Genomic DNA, 15,803 nt, shown 5'->3' with positions numbered 1-15,803 from the left:
GGCGCCCCGGGGCTGGGGCGCCGCGTTCATCAATCCACGTCGGTGAACTGGATGATTTCCACCCAATAGCCGTCCGGATCCTTGATAAAGGCGATGTTGCGCATGCGCCCGTCGGTCAGGCGCTTCTGGAAGTCCACGCCGAGGTCTTCGAAGCGCTGGCAGGCGGCCTTGATGTCCGGCACCGCCACGCACAGATGACCGAAGCCGCGCGGGTCGCTGTTGCCACTGTGGTAGGAAAACTGCGGATCCTTCTCGGTGCCGTAGTTGTAGGTCAACTCCAGCACGCCAGGGATGGATTTGCGCCACTGGTGACGCGCGTCCGGGTCAGCCGGGATCTGCGACTTGTCGGCGATCAGCGCCAGGAAGTACAGGCTGAATTCGGCATCCGGGAAATCCTTCTTCTCCAGCAGGGTGAAGCCCAGCACGCGGGTGTAGAAGTCCAGGGACTTCTCGAGATCCTTCACGCGGATCATGGTGTGGTTGTAGACGAAGTCCGCCGTGGCGAGGTCAGGCTTGCCGGTCACGCCGGGCAGGGTGTTGAGTTCATCGAGGGTCATGGGCGTCTCCATCAGGTGAGTGGACGATTCGAACAGTCATTGGGCCAGTAGATGGCCTCGTGGGGAGGGTTTTTCAAGGTCGGTGGCTCAAGCAGATGGTCCGCGACTCAGTGTGGGAGCGGGCCATGCCCGCGAAAAAAATCGCGGGCCTGGCTCGCTCCCACGTCTGGCTCCTTGTAGCCATTCAGACTTTCAACGTGATCATCTCAGCCCGCACCCTGTCGCCATCGATATGCACAATGGCCACCCCTATCGGCAGCTTGAAGCGTCGCGGGCCGGCGCTGCCGGGGTTGAGGTACAGCACGCCATCGCGCTCTTCATGCAGCGGCTTGTGCGAGTGTCCGGCGATCACCACATCGATACCTTCGGCCCTGGGGTCGATATCCAGCCCTTTGAGGTCATGCAGCACGTACAGGCGGATCGCGCCGAAGCGCAGCGTCAGGTGCTCCGGGATGCTATTGGCCCAGGCGTCGCCATCGTTGTTGCCGCGCACCACCGACAGCGGCGCGATGCGTTCGAGCTCGGCGAGGATCTGTGGCCCGCCGATATCGCCGGCGTGGATCAGATGATCGACACCCTGCAGCGCCGCTAGCGCCTGGGGCCGCAACAGGCCGTGGGTGTCGGCGATCAGGCCAATCTTCATGGGTTCTCCTGCATGGTCTTTCTAGGAGCAGGCTCGCCCGCGATGCGTTCCGTAAAACCGTAGCCCGGGTCGAGCGAAGCGACACCCGGGGCGTTCCCAAAAACAGAAAACCCGGCACAAGGCCGGGTTTCCGTTACAGCGTGACGGGATCAACCGTCCAGCAGCGCCTTGTTGCGCACCGCGCCCTTGTCGGCGCTGGTGGCGAGCAGGGCGTAGGCCTTCAGGGCGGTGGTCACCTTGCGGGGGCGTTGTTCCACCGGTTTCCAGCCCTTCTTGTCCTGCTCGTGGCGGCGGTGGGCGATTTCCTCGTCGCTGACCAACAGGTTGATCGAGCGGTTGGGAATGTCGATCAGCACCTTGTCGCCGTCCTGCACCAGACCGATGGCGCCGCCGGCCGCCGCTTCCGGCGAGGCGTGGCCGATGGACAGGCCCGAGGTACCGCCGGAGAAGCGGCCGTCGGTGAGCAGGGCGCAGGCTTTGCCCAGGCCCTTGGATTTCAGGTACGAGGTCGGGTAGAGCATCTCCTGCATGCCCGGGCCGCCTTTCGGGCCTTCGTAGCGGATGATGACGATGTCGCCTGCCTTCACCTCGTCATTGAGGATGCCACGCACCGCGCTGTCCTGGCTTTCGAAGATCTTCGCGTTACCTTCGAACACGTGGATCGACTCGTCCACGCCAGCGGTTTTCACCACGCAGCCGTCCAGGGCGATATTGCCGTACAGGACGGCCAGGCCGCCTTCTTTCGAGTAGGCATGTTCGAAGCTGCGGATGCAGCCATTCTCGCGGTCGTCGTCCAGGGTTTCCCAACGGGTCGACTGGCTGAACGCGGTCTGGGTGGGGATGCCCGCCGGCCCGGCCTTGAAGAAGTGGTGCACGGCTTCGTCATCGGTCTGGGTGATGTCCCACTTGGCGATGGCTTCGGCCATGCTGCGGCTGTGCACGGTCGGCAGGTCGGTGTGCAGCAGGCCGCCGCGGGCCAGGGAGCCGAGGATGGAGAAGATGCCGCCGGCGCGGTGCACGTCTTCCATGTGGTACTTCTGGATGTTCGGCGCCACCTTGCACAGCTGCGGCACCAGGCGCGACAGGCGATCGATGTCGCGCAGGTCGAAGTCCACCTCGGCTTCCTGGGCGGCCGCCAGCAGGTGCAGGATGGTGTTGGTCGAGCCGCCCATGGCGATGTCCAGCATCATGGCGTTCTCGAACGCCTTGAAGTTGGCGATGCTGCGCGGCAGCACCGAGTCGTCGCCTTCGCCGTAGTAGCGCTTGCACAGCTCGACGATGGTGCGCCCGGCCTTGAGGAACAGCTGCTCGCGGTCGCTGTGGGTGGCCAGGGTCGAGCCGTTGCCCGGCAGGGCCAGGCCCAGGGCTTCGGTCAGGCAGTTCATCGAGTTGGCGGTGAACATGCCGGAGCAGCTGCCGCAGGTCGGGCAGGCGCTGCGCTCGTATTCGGCGACTTTCTCGTCCGAGGCGGTCGAGTCGGCGGCGATCACCATGGCGTCGACCAGGTCCAGGCCGTGGCTGGCCAGCTTGGTCTTGCCGGCTTCCATCGGCCCGCCGGATACGAAGATCACCGGGATGTTCAGGCGCAGGGCGGCCATGAGCATGCCGGGGGTGATCTTGTCGCAGTTGGAGATGCACACGATGGCGTCGGCGCAGTGGGCGTTGACCATGTACTCCACGGAGTCGGCGATGATCTCGCGGCTCGGCAGCGAATAGAGCATGCCGTCGTGGCCCATGGCGATGCCGTCATCCACGGCGATGGTGTTGAATTCCTTGGCCACGCCGCCGGCCTTCTCGATCTCGCGGGCGACCAGCTGACCCAGGTCCTTGAGGTGCACGTGGCCGGGCACGAACTGGGTGAAGGAGTTGGCGATGGCGATGATCGGTTTCTTGAAGTCTTCGTCCTTCATCCCGGTGGCGCGCCACAGGGCACGGGCGCCGGCCATGTTGCGGCCGTGGGTGGAGGTCTTCGAGCGGTAATCAGGCATGACGGATTCCTGCGGCTAATCAGGTAGGCGTTGATAGAGGGGTGAGCGGATCAGCGGCAGATGACCGCGAAGCAAGGTGGCATGGCGCACGACGGGATCTCCGTCTGCCTGCCCGGGCTCACAGGCCCGCCGAAGGGTGGCTGGCGGGAAATGCCCTGATTCTACGCCGCACCGAGCGGGGGAGGAAAGGCTGGCGGCTGCCAGCCGTCTCGCAGTTGCGAGCGCGCTAACCGCGCAGGATGGCGGCTGGTATCTGCTCCAGGGGGATTTCCCGGCTGACCGCGCCGAGCTTCATGGCTTCCTTGGGCATGCCGTAGACCACGCAGCTGGCCTCGTCCTGGCCGAGGGTCAGGGCGCCGGCCTCGAACATTTCGCGCAGGCCACGGGCGCCGTCGTCACCCATGCCGGTCATGATGATGCCGGTGGCGTTGGCCCCGGCGGCGCGGGCGGTGGAGCGAAACAGCACGTCCACCGAGGGCCTGTGGCGGCTGACCGGCGGGCCATCGACCACCTCGACCACGTACTGGGCGCCGCTGCGCTTGAGCAGCAGGTGGCGGCCGCCCGGGGCGATCAGGGCGCGACCGGGCACCACGCGGTCACCATGGCGCGCCTCCAGCACCTCCAGTTCGCACAGGCCGTTGAGGCGCTCGGCGAAGGCGGCGGTGAAACGCTCGGGCATGTGCTGGACGATCACCAGCGCCGGGCACACCCGTGGCAGGCGGGTGAGGATGTACTCCAGCGCCTGGGTGCCGCCGGTGGAGGTGCCAATGGCGACGATGCGCTCGGTGGTGCGCGCCATGGCACCGCTGGCGGGCGGCAGGATGGCGTCGGCGCTGAGCTTGGCCTGGGGCGCGGCGGGCACCGCCTTGTTGGCCAGGCGTCGCACGTTGGCGCGGGCCGCCGCCTTGACCGCATTGACCAGGTCGTCGCTGGCGTTGACCAGGAATTTGCTGAGGCTGGCCTGGGGTTTGGTGACGATGCTCACCGCCCCCGCCGACAGCGCCTGCATGGTGGTGGTAGCGCCCTTTTCGGTGAGCGTCGAGCAGATCACCACCGGGGTGGGGTGCTCGGCCATCAGTTTGCGCAGAAAGGTGATGCCGTCCATGCGCGGCATCTCGACATCCAGCACGATCACGTCGGGCCATTGACGCTGCATCTTGTCGAGGGCGAACAGCGGATCGGCGGCGGTGCCGATGACCTCGATCGCCGGGTCGGCCGCCAGCACCTGGGAGAGCACCTGGCGCACCACGGCCGAGTCGTCGACGATCATGACTTTTATGCTTTTCATTTCCAATGCTGTCCAGCGCGGAGCCCGGGGGCGTTGAGTGGCAGGCTTTGCTTCAGGGCGACCTGGCCGCTCCAGATATCAAAGATGAGATTGCGGTGGCGGGTACCGCCGACATGCTCGCCGTAACAGTCGAGGTTGCGCTCGGCCAGCAGGCGGCGGGCCATGGCGACGTTGTGTTGGCCCACATGCTGGCGTCGGGAGTGGGCCAGTTCGGGAAACATGTGGGCGCCGCCGAATATCCGTGCCTGGTAGTCGCCCAGCGCTGTGCCGCTCTGGCTGATCGCGTCGCACAAAAGGCTCATCACCTCGTCGCCATAACGCCCGTCGCGCTGGGTGCTGGGGCGGCCACGCGTGGGCAGGATGAAATGGCACATGCCGCCCAGGCGTGCCTGGGGATGCCAGAGCACGATCGACACGCAGGAGCCGAGCAGGGTGCGCACGCGGGTGTAGAGCCCGCCGAAGTGATAACCGCCGGGTTGCAGATAAACTTCGGTAATAGCAGGGCGTTTAGGCATTTGGCTTCTGGTAGATCGAGGGTTTTATGACCTTGAGGGTGTCGTTGACGCCGTTCAGGCTCTCCGAGTGGCTGATGATGAAATGGCCGCCCGGGCGCAGGTGGTTGAGTAGGCGCGCGACGACCTGGCGCTTGGTCTCGGTGTCGAAGTAGATCATCACGTTGCGCAGGAAGATCACGTCGAACAGGCCTATATCCGGCAGCGCGTTGTTGAGGTTGATCTGGGCGAAGCGCACCCGCTGACGCAGGGACGGGGCGATCATCATCCGCCCCTGGTTGTCGTCGACGCCGCGCAGGCAGTGCTTGACCAGCAGATGACGGGGGATGTTCTGGCCGTCCTCGAGGTCGTACACGCCGTTGCGCGCCTGGGAGAGGATGCGCTGGCTGATGTCCGAGGCGAGAATCTCCCAGGGGCGCTCGCCCAGGCGTTCGGCCAGCAGCAGGGCCAGGGTGTAGGGTTCCTCGCCGCTGGAGCAGGCGCCGCTCCAGATGCGCAGGGGACGACCGCTGGGAATCGCGCCGGGCCTTTGCAGCAGCTCGCGCAGGAAGTCGAAGTGCTTGGGCTCGCGGAAGAAGTAGGTTTCGTTGGTGGTGAGCAGGTCCACGCAGGTCTGCAGCTCCGCCTTGTCCTTGCCGACCAGGCGGAAGTATTCGCCATAGGAGCCCATGGCCAGCGAGCGCAGGCGCTTGTTGAGGCGGCCGGCCACCAGGGTCTTCTTGGTATCGGACAGGTGAATGCCGGCGATATCGTGGATCAACTGGCGAAACTGGCTGAACTCGCTATCAGAAAGCGCGGCTTGGTTCGACGTGGGCATGTCAGTGGTCAGCCCCCTGTTGCTGGGCCTGGTTCAGCGCGACGTATTCCTCCGCCGAGATCACCCGGCCGATATCCAGCATCACCACCAGGCGGCCATCCAGCTTGCCCATGCCACGAATGAAGTCGGCGCGAATGCTGCCGCCAAAGGCAGGCGTCGGCTCGATATGCTCGGCGCCCAGCTCGCGTACTTCATTGACCGCATCGACGACGATGCCGATGACTTGGGTATGGCCTGGCCCGGCGATCTCCAGAATCACGATGCAGGTGCGCGAGCCGATGGCGGTGGCTTGCCCGCCGAAGCGCTGGCCGAGGTCCACCACCGGCACCACGGCGCCGCGCAGGTTGATCACGCCGAGAATGCTCGGCGGCATCATCGGTACCGTGGTCAGCCGGCCGTACTCGATGATCTCGCGCACGGCGCGAATTTCCACCGCGAACAGCTCGTGGGCCAGGGTGAAGGTCAGGTACTGGCCCGACTCCGCCGTGGCGTTGTCGAGCAGCCGTGGCTCACTCATGGGCTACTCCTGGAAGCGCACGTAGCCGGCTGGCAGGCCGCCGGTGTGGCCATCGTCGTCACGGGGCTGGCGCGTCGGGCCATTGCCGCGCGGGGGCTGGGGGCGATTGCGCGGCGGGTTGGCTACGGTGATGCGCTCGCCCGCACTGGTGAGGCGGAAGAAGTCCATCAGCTGTTGCAGCTGCTCGGCCTGGCCGCTCATTTCTTCGGCGGTGGCGGCCAGCTCCTCGGACGCCGAGGCATTCTGCTGGGTCAGTTCGCTGAGCTGGTTCATCGCCGTGCTGATCTGGCCGACGCCGCTGCTCTGCTCGTCGGAGGCCGCGGCGATTTCCTGCACCAGGTCGGAGGTCTTGGCGATGGACGGCACGATCTCGTCGAGCAGGGTACCAGCGCGTTCGGCCAGGGCCACGCTGCTCTTGGCCACCTCGCCGATTTCCTGGGCGGCCACCTGGCTGCGTTCGGCCAGCTTGCGCACTTCGGCGGCCACCACGGCGAAGCCCTTGCCGTGCTCGCCGGCACGGGCCGCTTCGATGGCGGCGTTGAGGGCCAGCAGGTTGGTCTGGTAGGCGATGTCGTCGACGATGCCGATCTTGTCGGCGATGGTCTTCATGGCGCGCACGGTGTCCTTCACCGCCTGGCCGCCTTCACCGGCCTCGTTGGCGGCCTTGCTGGCCATGCCATCGGTGACCCGGGCGTTCTCGGTGTTCTGCGCGATGGAGGCGGACATCTGCTCCATCGAGGCGCTGGTTTCCTCCACCGAGGCAGCCTGCTCGGAGGCGGCCTGGCTCATGCTCTGGGCGGTGGAGGAAATCTCCTCGGAGGCGCTGGACAGCGAATCGGCCGAACTGCGCACCTCGGCGATGATCTGCGCGAGCTTGGCGCTCATGTTGCTCATGGCGTTGAGCAACTGACCGGTTTCATCGCGGGCCTTGCTGTCCAGGTTGACCCGCAGGTCACCCTCGGCCAGCAGGTTCGCCGCGTCCACGGCACGGCCCAGCGGGCGGGTGATGCTGCGGCTGATCAAAAAGCCCAGGGCGATTCCCAGCAATACGCCGCCGATGATCAGACAGATCAGGACCGTGCGACTGGCGTTGTAGATATCGGTGGTTTCTACACTGGCAGCGCTGGCGTTGGCTTCCTTGATCTGGGAGAGCTCGGAAAAGATCGCGCCGATCTTGTCGCCATGGGCGCGGGTTTCGGTCATCTGCCGCTGCAGTTCCGGGTTTTCGACATACAGGTTCTGAGACGCTGCCGTTCTCAGCGTCTGCGTCAGGCTATCCTGATAGTCCTTCCACACCGAGTCGGATTCGCGGAACAGCTCCATGGCGCGATCGCTGGAAAACAACTTGCGGGCTTCGTCCATCAATGCCCGGGCGGTTTCGCTGTTATGGGCGATTTCGCTGGCAATGCGTTCACGATCCTGTTGGGTGGTGGCCAGCAGGTAGTTGGCACGTGCCCGGCCGATGTAGATCAGGTTGATGTTGGCATCCTTGATCTTGGAGAGCCCGATCAGCTCCCTGGCATACATCTTGTCGGCCAGCTCGTTGATGCTCGAGGCATTGGACAGGCCGACCAGGCCGACGATGACACTGATCCCGGCGACCAGAATGAAGGCGACGATGAGCCGGGTACCGATCTTGAAGTTACTGAACATGGTGCACATCCTTTCGAGTGGAGGTCGCTGATGAGGTCAAGCCCGTCGGCTCAGTCGCTTTCTGTATTCGGCGGGCTGCCGAGTGCTTCCAGATCGAGTACCTGGGCGAGAGCCAACAAGGTGACGAAGCGTTCCTCCAGACGCACGACACCGGTGATGAAATCGCTACGCAAATGACTGCCGAAGGACGGCGCCGGCTGAATGTCGGCCGGGTGGATTTCCCGCACCGCACTGACCGCATCCACCAGCACGCCGATGGGCTGCGGGCGTTGCTCGTCCGGCAAGTCGAGAATCACGATGCAGGTACGCTTGCCCAACGGCGTCAGTTGGCCGTTGAAGCGCGCCTGCAGGTCGATCACCGGCACCACGGAGCCGCGCAGATTGGTCGCACCGCGTACCGCTGCCGGCATGCGGGGTACCGGGGTGAAGCGCGTGCATTCGAGAATTTCCCGCACATGCAGGGTATCGACGGCGTAGTGCTCGTCGCCCAGCACGAAGGTGAGGTACTGCTGGGCCGGTTCCCGGGTGCCGTTGGCGAGGGTGTTCATGCTTCAAGCCTCTCGGCACGTGCCGTTTCCGAGGCGCTGGTCAGCTGGGTCAGCAGGCTGGGAATGTCGAGGATCAGGGCCACGTTGCCGTCGCCCAGAATGGTGAAGCCGCCAAGCCCCTGGCAGGCTTCGAACACCTTGCCCAGCGGCTTGATCACCGTCTGGAACTCGCCGGCCAGGTGGTCGACCACCAGCCCGGCGCGAAGCCCGGCATGGCGCACCACCACCACGCTTTCACGGCGCGGCGGCTGGCTTGCTTCCTCGAACAGGTCACGCAGGCGCACGATGGGCAGCATCTGCCCGCGCAGTTCCAGGTGGCCACGCCTGAATGCGGTACCGGCGGGCAGCTCGATGCATTCTTCCACCAGCTCCAGGGGAATCACGTAGCCGGCCTGGCCGACACTGACCAGGAAACCGTCGATGATCGCCAGGGTCAGCGGCAGGCGAATGCGGATGCGCGTGCCCTGGCCCAGGGTGCTGTCCAGTTCGATGGTGCCGCGCAGGGCGGTGATGTTGCGCTTGACCACGTCCATGCCAACGCCACGGCCGGACAGGTTGCTGACCTGCTCGGCGGTGGAAAAACCGGGCTCGAAGATCAGTGCGAAGATGTCTTTCTCCGCCAGCGTCTGTCCGTCACCGACCAGGCCGCGCTCGCGGGCCTTGGCGAGAATGCGCTGGGCATCGAGGCCGCCGCCGTCGTCGCTGACTTCCAGCACGATGCTGCCGGCATCGTGATAGGCGTTGAGCGACACCTTGCCCTGGGCGGTCTTGCCGCGCGCCAGGCGGGTTTCCACCGGCTCGATGCCATGATCCATGGCGTTGCGCACCAGGTGGGTAAGCGGGTCGGTGATGCGTTCGACGACCGTCTTGTCCAGTTCGGTGTCGGCCCCGCTGATGGACAGGACGATGTCCTTGCCCAGCTCACCGGAGACGTCACGCACCACGCGCTGGAAGCGGTTGAAGGTGCTGCCGATCTGCACCATGCGCAGCGGCAGGGCCGAATCGCGCACCTCTTCGACCAGCCGGGAGAGCAGTTCGGTGGCTTCGAGCATTTCCGGGTGGCCACAGGTCTGGGCGGTCATCCGCGCCCCGGCGCCGGCGATGATCAGTTCGCCGACGAGATCGATCAGCTTGTCCAGCTTGCCGGCATCGACGCGGATCAGGCTGTTCTCGTTGTTGCGGTTTTCCTTGATCTGCTGTTGCTTCTGCAGGGCGGCGGCGATCACCGGCGGCTGCACCAGGCTTTCCTCGACCAGCACCCGGCCGATCGGGCGCGGCTCGTCGCGTTGCTGGCCCTGCACCTGGGCATGCAGGACTTCCTGCAGTTCGTTGGCGGTCAGGGTGCCGCAGCGCATGAGGATCTCGCCCAGGCGCATGTCCTCTTCGGGCAGGGCACGGATCAGCTCCAGGTATTCGTCCGACTTGCTGTTGGGCGGCAGAATGCGGATCAGGCTGTCTTCGCGCACGAATTCGAAGGCCCCCTCGATGGTGGCCTTGTCGGCCTCGCTGGCGAAGGCCACCTCGAAACCCAGGTAGCAGGTTTCCGGATCCATCTCGGCGGCGCCTGGGATGCGGTCCAGCAGCGGGACGATGCTGATGATATGGCCGAAGGTATTCAGGTAGCGGAACAGGCCGAGGGGATCCATGCCGTTGCGCAGGGTGTCCGGGCCGAAGCGCAGGGACAGGTGCCAGTGGTCGGCGCCAACCCCGTTTTCCGGGGTGCGCTCGACGCGCGGGGCTGCCGCGGGTACCGGCTCGTTGCGCGGCGCAGGCGCCAGGTAGCGGGACAGCTGTTCACCGAGTTGCTGATGGGCGATCTGCGTATCGGCGTCGAGGTCTTTCAGGTCGGCGCCGCTGTCGACCAGCGCCACCAGCCGTGCCAGGTGGTCGCCGACCTGCAGGAACAGGGCGGTCATGGCCTTGTCGAAGCGCAGCTCGCCGTTGCGCACCCGGTCCAGAACGCTCTCGGCGATATGGGTGAAGGCGACGATCACGTCGAGGCCGAACAGCCCGGCCGAACCCTTGATGGTATGGGCGGCGCGAAAGATGGCGTTGATGGTGTCGGCGTCGTCGGGATCGTTCTCCAACTGCAGCAGGGCTTCTTCCATCTGCTGCAGCAGTTCCTGACTCTCGGCGATGAACACCTGCAGCACTTCGTCCATGTTCATGGTGATTGCTCGCTGGCCGGCTTGATCAGGATGGGGTCGCCAAAGAAGGTGCCCAGCCCGCTCAACTCGAAGGCCTCGATTACGGCGGGGCTGTGGTTGGTCAGGCGCAAGGCGCAGTTCATGCGCGCCGCCTCCTGCTTGGTGAGGATCAGCAGTTGCAGGCCGGCACAGTCCAGTTCGTCGACGGCGCCGAGGTCGAGCTCCACTTCCACGTCGCAGGCCAGCGCCTGCATCAGCAACTGCAGGTGCTCGGTGGCGCTGTAGATGGTCAGGCCACCTTCCAGCGGCAGGATGCGGTAGAGGCTCTCGGCCGGCGTGTCGGTCATGGCAGGATCAGCTTGGAGACGGCAGTGAGCATCTGCGCCGGCTGGAAGGGCTTGACCACCCAGGCCTTGGCACCCGCTGCGCGACCTTCTTCCTTGCGCGCTTCGCCGGCCTCGGTGGTGAGCATGATCACCGGGGTGAACTTGTAGGCGGGCAGCTGCTTTACGTTCTTCACGAAGGTGATGCCGTCCATGTTCGGCATGTTCACGTCGCTGATGATCAGGTGCACCTTGCGACCGTCGAGCTTGCTCAGCGCGTCCTTGCCGTCGCAACCCTCGATGACCTGATAACCGGCCCCTTTGAGCGTGATGCTGACGACCTGACGGATGGAGGCGGAGTCGTCGACGATGAGTACGGTCTTGCTCATGGGGGAACCTCAGAAAAACGTGATGTCGGAGTCGTTGCGTTTGCTGCTGCTGTCGCCGCGGTGGATGCCGTGCTGCTCGGGCGTGGTGTAGGTCTGGGCCAGCTCGCTGAGCCAGCGGTCGGCGTCCAGGGGTTCCGGCGCCAGGCTCTGCTGGCGCTGCGCCGTGCGATTCTGGATATGGGCATGCAGCTTGTCCTGGTCGGCGACGATATGGCCGAGGGTCTGGCTGATGCGATCCTGGAATTGCAGCGATACCAGCACCTCGGCGATGTCCTGGGCGACGGACTCGCTTTGCGTGCGCATGGTCTCGTTGTGCTGGACGATGTCGCTGGCGTTCTGCTTGAAGCGGCTGATCACCCCGGCGATCACGTCACTGGCCTTGTTCAGGGTGACGGTGTCGGTCTTGGTGTATTCCTGGGAGATGTCCAGGGTCTTGTGGATGGCGTCGTTGACGATCACCACGGTTTCGCCGATGCGCTGGCCGGTATCACCCGACATCGACGACAGCTTGCGCACCTCGTCGGCGACCACCGCGAAACCGCGGCCGCTCTCGCCGGCGCGGGCGGCTTCGATGGCCGCGTTGAGCGCCAGCAGGTTGGTCTGCTTGGCGATATTGGCGACGTCCTGGGCCATGTCCTGCAATTGCTCGGTGAAGCTGGACAGCTGGGTGATCTCCTTGAGTAGCGATTCCTTGCTGGCCAGGGCGTCGCGCAGGGCGACGATGATCATGTCCAGTTCGCTCTCGCAGCTCGACAACAGCGCCACCAGACGTTTGCCGGCTTCGCGTTCGGTGCTGCCGCCCAGGCTGCTCTGGATGCGCGTGGCGAGCTGGGCGAAGCGTTCGCTCAGGGAACTGATGGATTCCTCGGTGTGGCTGCGAGCGTTCTCGATGTGCTGCGACCACAGCGGCAACACCTGGCCGCAGAGCCGCTCGACGCTGTCATCCGTGTCAGCAGGTGCGGCCCCCTGGGCATGTGCCTGAGAGAGGGCGCCAGACTCGGCGCCCTTGTGGCGCAAGCCGACGGTGGCCACCGCACCGACCAGGATCAGCCCGAACAGGGCTGGCAGCATGCTCACCAGCTGTTGGGCGACGAGCACTACGGCGGCCATGCCGGCGGCCAGGACCAGCAGGGGAGCTAGCAGGGAAACTGGGGTTTGGCGCATTTACGGCTCCGTGGCGAACTGGCTCGGGCTCTGGCGGAACGGGTTTCAGGCGGGCAGAGCTCCGGCACCATAACCATGCATTCCTTTGGGCTGTACTCAGGATGCATGAAGCATCATCGATGGGGGCATCGGATTTAACCGACATTTATCCGGGTTTTGTGGCCGCAAACATCTAGGGATTTCCTTATGCAATGTCAGAACTCAGCAGGCTGGAGGCGAAGCGGATAAGGTCGGCGTTGGTGGAGAACTTCATCTTCTCCATTAGATTTATCTTGTGGGTGCTGACGGTCTTGTTGCTGATGGTCAACTGGCTGGCGATCTGGTTGACGCTCAGCCCCGCGGCAAGCAGCCGCATGATCTGGAATTCCCGGCTGGTCAGGCTGTCGAGCCCGCTTCTGCTGGCGGGTTTGAGGCTGCTAAGGGCAATGGGCTCCATCAGCGACGGATCGATGTAGCGGTTGCCGCCGGCGACCGTTCGCACCGCCTCGACGAGAATTTCCGGGGACTGGCATTTGGTGACGTAGCCCCGGGCGCCCCCGCGCATCAGTCGCATGGCCACGTGGGGGTCGTTGTGCATGCTGAGCACCAGGATGGGCAGCGCAGGGTTCTGGTCGGCGATGCGCGCGATCAGGGCTTCGCCGCTCAGGCCGGGCATGCTGATATCGAGCAGCAGCAGGTCGACCGAAACGCTGCGCAGTTGCTCCAGGGCCTGGGTGCCATCGGCGGCTTCGGCGACAACCTGCACATCCTCGTACAGCTCGAACAGGCGCTTGAGCCCTTCGCGCATGAGCCTGTGGTCGTCGGCGATCAGTAGCTGGATCATCGGTGCATCCTTGAACAGGGCGGGCCTCGGGAAAATTCGCCTGGACGATAGGGCACAGGTACGACGCCTGGTCGGCATCGAGGTCGATCGGCCTGGCTTTCGATTAACGCTAGCTGGTTTGTGCAGGATGTGGCGGAACCCGATGCCCGGTGCCTAGGCTGCGGCGATCAGCCGCTAGGCTGTCGCGCCGCGGCGTGCGGCAATGCGCTGGTTCTTGGGGGCACCCAGGGTGCCGGCGGCGGCTGGTAGCGGCGAGCGCTGGCGATCAGGCCGCGGGTGCTTGCAGGGGAGATCGAATCATCGGCATGGTAGCCGTGCGGCGGCAGGGCTGCCCGTTCAGGCGGTTGAACTGGGCCGCGCAACCCTGGGCCGAGGGCCGCGATGGGCCCTGTAGGGTGCGGCATCCGCCCCGGCGGGCGGTGCGCACAGCGTGTCGTCAGCTGTTGGGCAGCAGGCGGCAGGTCAGGCTCTTGATGTAGCGGGTCTCATTGATGGCCGGGTGCACCGGATGATCCGGGCCCTGGGCGCCGCGCTCGAGCAGCTGGATATTGCGGTCCAGATGGCGGGCGCTGGTCAGCAGGATGTTCTGCAGGTTGTCCTCGTCCAGGTGCATGGAGCAGCTGGCGCTGACCAGGATGCCGTCCTTGCCCAGCAGGCGCATGGCGGTTTCGTTGAGGCGACGATAGGCCGCTTCGCCGTTCTTGATGTCCTTCTTGCGCTTGATGAAGGCGGGTGGGTCGGCGATCACCACGTCGAAGCGTTCTTCGGCCGCCTTCAGCTCACGCAGGGCGGCGAACACGTCGCCTTCCACGCAGGTGACCTTCTCGGCGAAGCCGTTGAGCGTGGCGTTGCGCTCCACGCCGTCGAGGGCGAAGGCCGAGGCATCCACGCAGAACACTTCGCTGGCGCCGAACGCCGCCGCCTGCACGCCCCAGCCACCGATATAGCTGAACAGGTCGAGTACGCGCTTGCCCTTGACGTAGGGCGCCAGGCGCGCGCGGTTCATGCGGTGGTCATAGAACCAGCCGGTCTTCTGGCCTTCGATCACCGGTGCTTCGAACTTCACGCCGTTTTCTTCCAGGGCGACCCACTCCGGCACCACGCCGAAGGCCGTGTCCACGTAGCGCTCCAGGCCTTCGGCATCGCGGGCAGCGGAGTCGTTCTTGAACAGGATGCCGCTGGGCTTGATCACCTGGATCAGCGCCGCCAGCACGTCCTCCCTGTGGCGTTCCATGGTCGCCGAGGCCAGCTGCACCACGAGGATGTCGAAGAAACGGTCGACCACCAGGCCCGGCAACAGGTCGGAGTCGCCGTACACCAGGCGGTAGCAGGGCTGGTCGAACAGGCGCTCGCGCAGGCTCAGCGCCACGTTGAGGCGATGCACCAGCAGGGATTTGTCCAGCACGTGCTTGACGTCGCGCGACAGCAGGCGCGCGCAGATCAGGTTGTTGGGGCTCAGGGCGACAATGCCCAGGGGCTTGCCCCCGGCGGCTTCGAGAACGGCCTGGTCACCGGCCTCGAAGGCATTGAGCGGCGTGACGGCGACATCGATCTCGTTGCTGTAGACCCACAGGTGGCCGGCGCGCAGGCGTCGGTCGGCGTTGGCTTTCAGGCGCAGGCTAGGCAGGGACATGGTGGGCTCCGTCGTAAAAAACGCGCATTCTAAACGAGGAGCCCGGCAGCTGCTTGCCGCAGTTGCGATGGCGTGGAGGTACGGCCGTGGCCCACGGCGGCGCCCCGGCTCAGGCGGCGAGCGCGGCGATCAGCTTCTCGTTGAAGGCCGGCAGGTCATCCGGGGTGCGGCTGCTGATCAGCTTGCCATCGACCACCACTTCCTGGTCCACCCAGGTGGCGCCGGCGTTCTTCAGGTCGTCGGTCAGCGAGGGGTAGCTGGTCAGGGTCTTGCCCATGAGCAGGTCGGCCGTGGCGAGAATCCAGGCACCGTGGCAGATCACGGCGATCGGTTTGTTGGCCTTGGCGGCGTCCTTGACCAGCTCCACGGCCATCTCGTCGAGGCGAATGGTATCGGCATTGACTACCCCGCCGGGCAGCACGATGGCGTCGTAATCGTCGATCCTGGCGGTATCGAAGGTCTTGTCGACCGTGAAGGTGTCGGCCGGGGTGGTGTGGTTCCAGCCGGTGACCTCTCCGGCTTGGCTGGACAGGATCTCAGCGGTGGCGCCGAGTTCTTCGAGTGCCTGTTTGGGGCCGGTCAGTTCGACCTGCTCGAAACCGTCGGTAACCAGCAGAGCGATACGCTTGCCTGTGAGGGACTTGCTCATCGAAAACACCTCTCTGAATAGGCTGGAGTGAGTACTTTCGGGGCATTGCGAGCCGCTAAGTTCAGGCCAGGCGACGACCTGCAGATTTGTTCTGTAACCGTTCGATCCAAAGTCATCGCGCTCAGGGTAGACTGCGCGCTCCATCACATTCT

Annotated in this window: 16 protein-coding genes; all 16 read right to left on the bottom strand. The window is 65.1% G+C overall.

Going from position 1 to position 15,803, the window contains the following annotated elements; translation table 11 throughout:
* Positions 1–29: 29 nt before the first annotated feature.
* On the bottom strand, positions 30–557 hold the full coding sequence (gene gloA, locus SA190iCDA_RS02045; protein ID WP_070884747.1) for a lactoylglutathione lyase: 528 nt from the start codon (positions 555–557) through the stop codon (positions 30–32).
* Positions 558–741: 184 nt separating this feature from the next.
* Positions 742–1,200 (bottom strand): metallophosphoesterase family protein, encoded by a 459-nt coding sequence (locus tag SA190iCDA_RS02040; RefSeq protein WP_070884746.1) that lies wholly within the window; start codon positions 1,198–1,200, stop codon positions 742–744.
* Positions 1,201–1,349: 149 nt separating this feature from the next.
* The gene (ilvD, locus tag SA190iCDA_RS02035; RefSeq protein WP_070884745.1) at positions 1,350–3,188 is read right to left on the bottom strand and encodes a dihydroxy-acid dehydratase; all 1,839 of its coding nucleotides are present in this window, start codon (positions 3,186–3,188) and stop codon (positions 1,350–1,352) included.
* A gap of 226 nt (positions 3,189–3,414) precedes the next feature.
* Positions 3,415–4,476: a protein-glutamate methylesterase/protein-glutamine glutaminase gene (locus SA190iCDA_RS02030; protein WP_070884744.1), complete on the bottom strand. Its 1,062-nt coding sequence runs from the start codon at positions 4,474–4,476 to the stop codon at positions 3,415–3,417.
* Positions 4,473–4,991 (bottom strand): chemotaxis protein CheD, encoded by a 519-nt coding sequence (locus tag SA190iCDA_RS02025; RefSeq protein WP_070884743.1) that lies wholly within the window; start codon positions 4,989–4,991, stop codon positions 4,473–4,475. The genes SA190iCDA_RS02030 and SA190iCDA_RS02025 overlap by 4 nt, the downstream gene beginning before the upstream one ends.
* Complete coding sequence (locus tag SA190iCDA_RS02020) at positions 4,984–5,805, bottom strand: CheR family methyltransferase (protein WP_070884742.1); 822 nt, start codon at positions 5,803–5,805, stop codon at positions 4,984–4,986. Before SA190iCDA_RS02020 ends, SA190iCDA_RS02025 begins: the two co-directional genes overlap by 8 nt.
* A 1-nt stretch (position 5,806) precedes the next feature.
* On the bottom strand, positions 5,807–6,322 hold the full coding sequence (locus SA190iCDA_RS02015; protein WP_070884741.1) for a chemotaxis protein CheW: 516 nt from the start codon (positions 6,320–6,322) through the stop codon (positions 5,807–5,809).
* 3 nt (positions 6,323–6,325) lie between these two features.
* On the bottom strand, positions 6,326–7,975 hold the full coding sequence (locus SA190iCDA_RS02010) for a methyl-accepting chemotaxis protein (protein ID WP_070884740.1): 1,650 nt from the start codon (positions 7,973–7,975) through the stop codon (positions 6,326–6,328).
* A 50-nt stretch (positions 7,976–8,025) separates the two neighbouring features.
* Positions 8,026–8,523 (bottom strand): chemotaxis protein CheW, encoded by a 498-nt coding sequence (locus SA190iCDA_RS02005; protein ID WP_070884739.1) that lies wholly within the window; start codon positions 8,521–8,523, stop codon positions 8,026–8,028.
* A complete protein-coding gene (locus tag SA190iCDA_RS02000) occupies positions 8,520–10,691 on the bottom strand; it encodes a chemotaxis protein CheA (RefSeq protein WP_070884738.1) in 2,172 nt (723 codons plus the stop codon). The genes SA190iCDA_RS02005 and SA190iCDA_RS02000 overlap by 4 nt, the downstream gene beginning before the upstream one ends.
* Entirely contained in the window at positions 10,688–11,017 is a 330-nt protein-coding gene (locus tag SA190iCDA_RS01995) for an STAS domain-containing protein (protein WP_070884737.1), read from the bottom strand. The genes SA190iCDA_RS02000 and SA190iCDA_RS01995 overlap by 4 nt, the downstream gene beginning before the upstream one ends.
* Positions 11,014–11,382 (bottom strand): response regulator, encoded by a 369-nt coding sequence (locus tag SA190iCDA_RS01990; protein ID WP_070884736.1) that lies wholly within the window; start codon positions 11,380–11,382, stop codon positions 11,014–11,016. The genes SA190iCDA_RS01995 and SA190iCDA_RS01990 overlap by 4 nt, the downstream gene beginning before the upstream one ends.
* 9 nt (positions 11,383–11,391) lie before the next feature.
* On the bottom strand, positions 11,392–12,111 hold the full coding sequence (locus SA190iCDA_RS23290) for a methyl-accepting chemotaxis protein (protein WP_419203875.1): 720 nt from the start codon (positions 12,109–12,111) through the stop codon (positions 11,392–11,394).
* A gap of 619 nt (positions 12,112–12,730) precedes the next feature.
* The gene (locus SA190iCDA_RS01980; protein ID WP_070884734.1) at positions 12,731–13,369 is read right to left on the bottom strand and encodes a response regulator transcription factor; all 639 of its coding nucleotides are present in this window, start codon (positions 13,367–13,369) and stop codon (positions 12,731–12,733) included.
* 436 nt (positions 13,370–13,805) lie between these two features.
* Positions 13,806–15,002 carry a class I SAM-dependent rRNA methyltransferase gene (locus SA190iCDA_RS01975; protein WP_070884733.1) on the bottom strand — a complete coding sequence of 399 codons (1,197 nt, stop codon included), beginning with the start codon at positions 15,000–15,002 and terminating at the stop codon, positions 13,806–13,808.
* Between the two features lie 109 nt (positions 15,003–15,111).
* Complete coding sequence (locus SA190iCDA_RS01970; protein ID WP_070884732.1) at positions 15,112–15,651, bottom strand: type 1 glutamine amidotransferase domain-containing protein; 540 nt, start codon at positions 15,649–15,651, stop codon at positions 15,112–15,114.
* Between the last annotated feature and the right edge of the window lie 152 nt (positions 15,652–15,803).

Origin of the sequence: Pseudomonas argentinensis (genome assembly GCF_001839655.2) — a bacterium.
Taxonomy (GTDB): Bacteria; Pseudomonadota; Gammaproteobacteria; order Pseudomonadales; family Pseudomonadaceae; genus Aquipseudomonas; species Aquipseudomonas argentinensis_B.
Note: the sequence above shows the minus strand (reverse complement) of the source record. Positions and strands in the feature narration are given on the sequence as shown.

Coding starts and splice junctions, on each gene's coding strand:
- gloA (WP_070884747.1), bottom strand. CDS start 557: ATGACCCTCGATGAACTCAACACCCTGCCCGGCGTGACCGGCAAGCCT.
- SA190iCDA_RS02040 (WP_070884746.1), bottom strand. CDS start 1,200: ATGAAGATTGGCCTGATCGCCGACACCCACGGCCTGTTGCGGCCCCAG.
- ilvD (WP_070884745.1), bottom strand. CDS start 3,188: ATGCCTGATTACCGCTCGAAGACCTCCACCCACGGCCGCAACATGGCC.
- SA190iCDA_RS02030 (WP_070884744.1), bottom strand. CDS start 4,476: ATGAAAAGCATAAAAGTCATGATCGTCGACGACTCGGCCGTGGTGCGC.
- SA190iCDA_RS02025 (WP_070884743.1), bottom strand. CDS start 4,991: ATGCCTAAACGCCCTGCTATTACCGAAGTTTATCTGCAACCCGGCGGT.
- SA190iCDA_RS02020 (WP_070884742.1), bottom strand. CDS start 5,805: ATGCCCACGTCGAACCAAGCCGCGCTTTCTGATAGCGAGTTCAGCCAG.
- SA190iCDA_RS02015 (WP_070884741.1), bottom strand. CDS start 6,322: ATGAGTGAGCCACGGCTGCTCGACAACGCCACGGCGGAGTCGGGCCAG.
- SA190iCDA_RS02010 (WP_070884740.1), bottom strand. CDS start 7,975: ATGTTCAGTAACTTCAAGATCGGTACCCGGCTCATCGTCGCCTTCATT.
- SA190iCDA_RS02005 (WP_070884739.1), bottom strand. CDS start 8,523: ATGAACACCCTCGCCAACGGCACCCGGGAACCGGCCCAGCAGTACCTC.
- SA190iCDA_RS02000 (WP_070884738.1), bottom strand. CDS start 10,691: ATGAACATGGACGAAGTGCTGCAGGTGTTCATCGCCGAGAGTCAGGAA.
- SA190iCDA_RS01995 (WP_070884737.1), bottom strand. CDS start 11,017: ATGACCGACACGCCGGCCGAGAGCCTCTACCGCATCCTGCCGCTGGAA.
- SA190iCDA_RS01990 (WP_070884736.1), bottom strand. CDS start 11,382: ATGAGCAAGACCGTACTCATCGTCGACGACTCCGCCTCCATCCGTCAG.
- SA190iCDA_RS23290 (WP_419203875.1), bottom strand. CDS start 12,111: ATGATCATCGTCGCCCTGCGCGACGCCCTGGCCAGCAAGGAATCGCTA.
- SA190iCDA_RS01980 (WP_070884734.1), bottom strand. CDS start 13,369: ATGATCCAGCTACTGATCGCCGACGACCACAGGCTCATGCGCGAAGGG.
- SA190iCDA_RS01975 (WP_070884733.1), bottom strand. CDS start 15,002: ATGTCCCTGCCTAGCCTGCGCCTGAAAGCCAACGCCGACCGACGCCTG.
- SA190iCDA_RS01970 (WP_070884732.1), bottom strand. CDS start 15,651: ATGAGCAAGTCCCTCACAGGCAAGCGTATCGCTCTGCTGGTTACCGAC.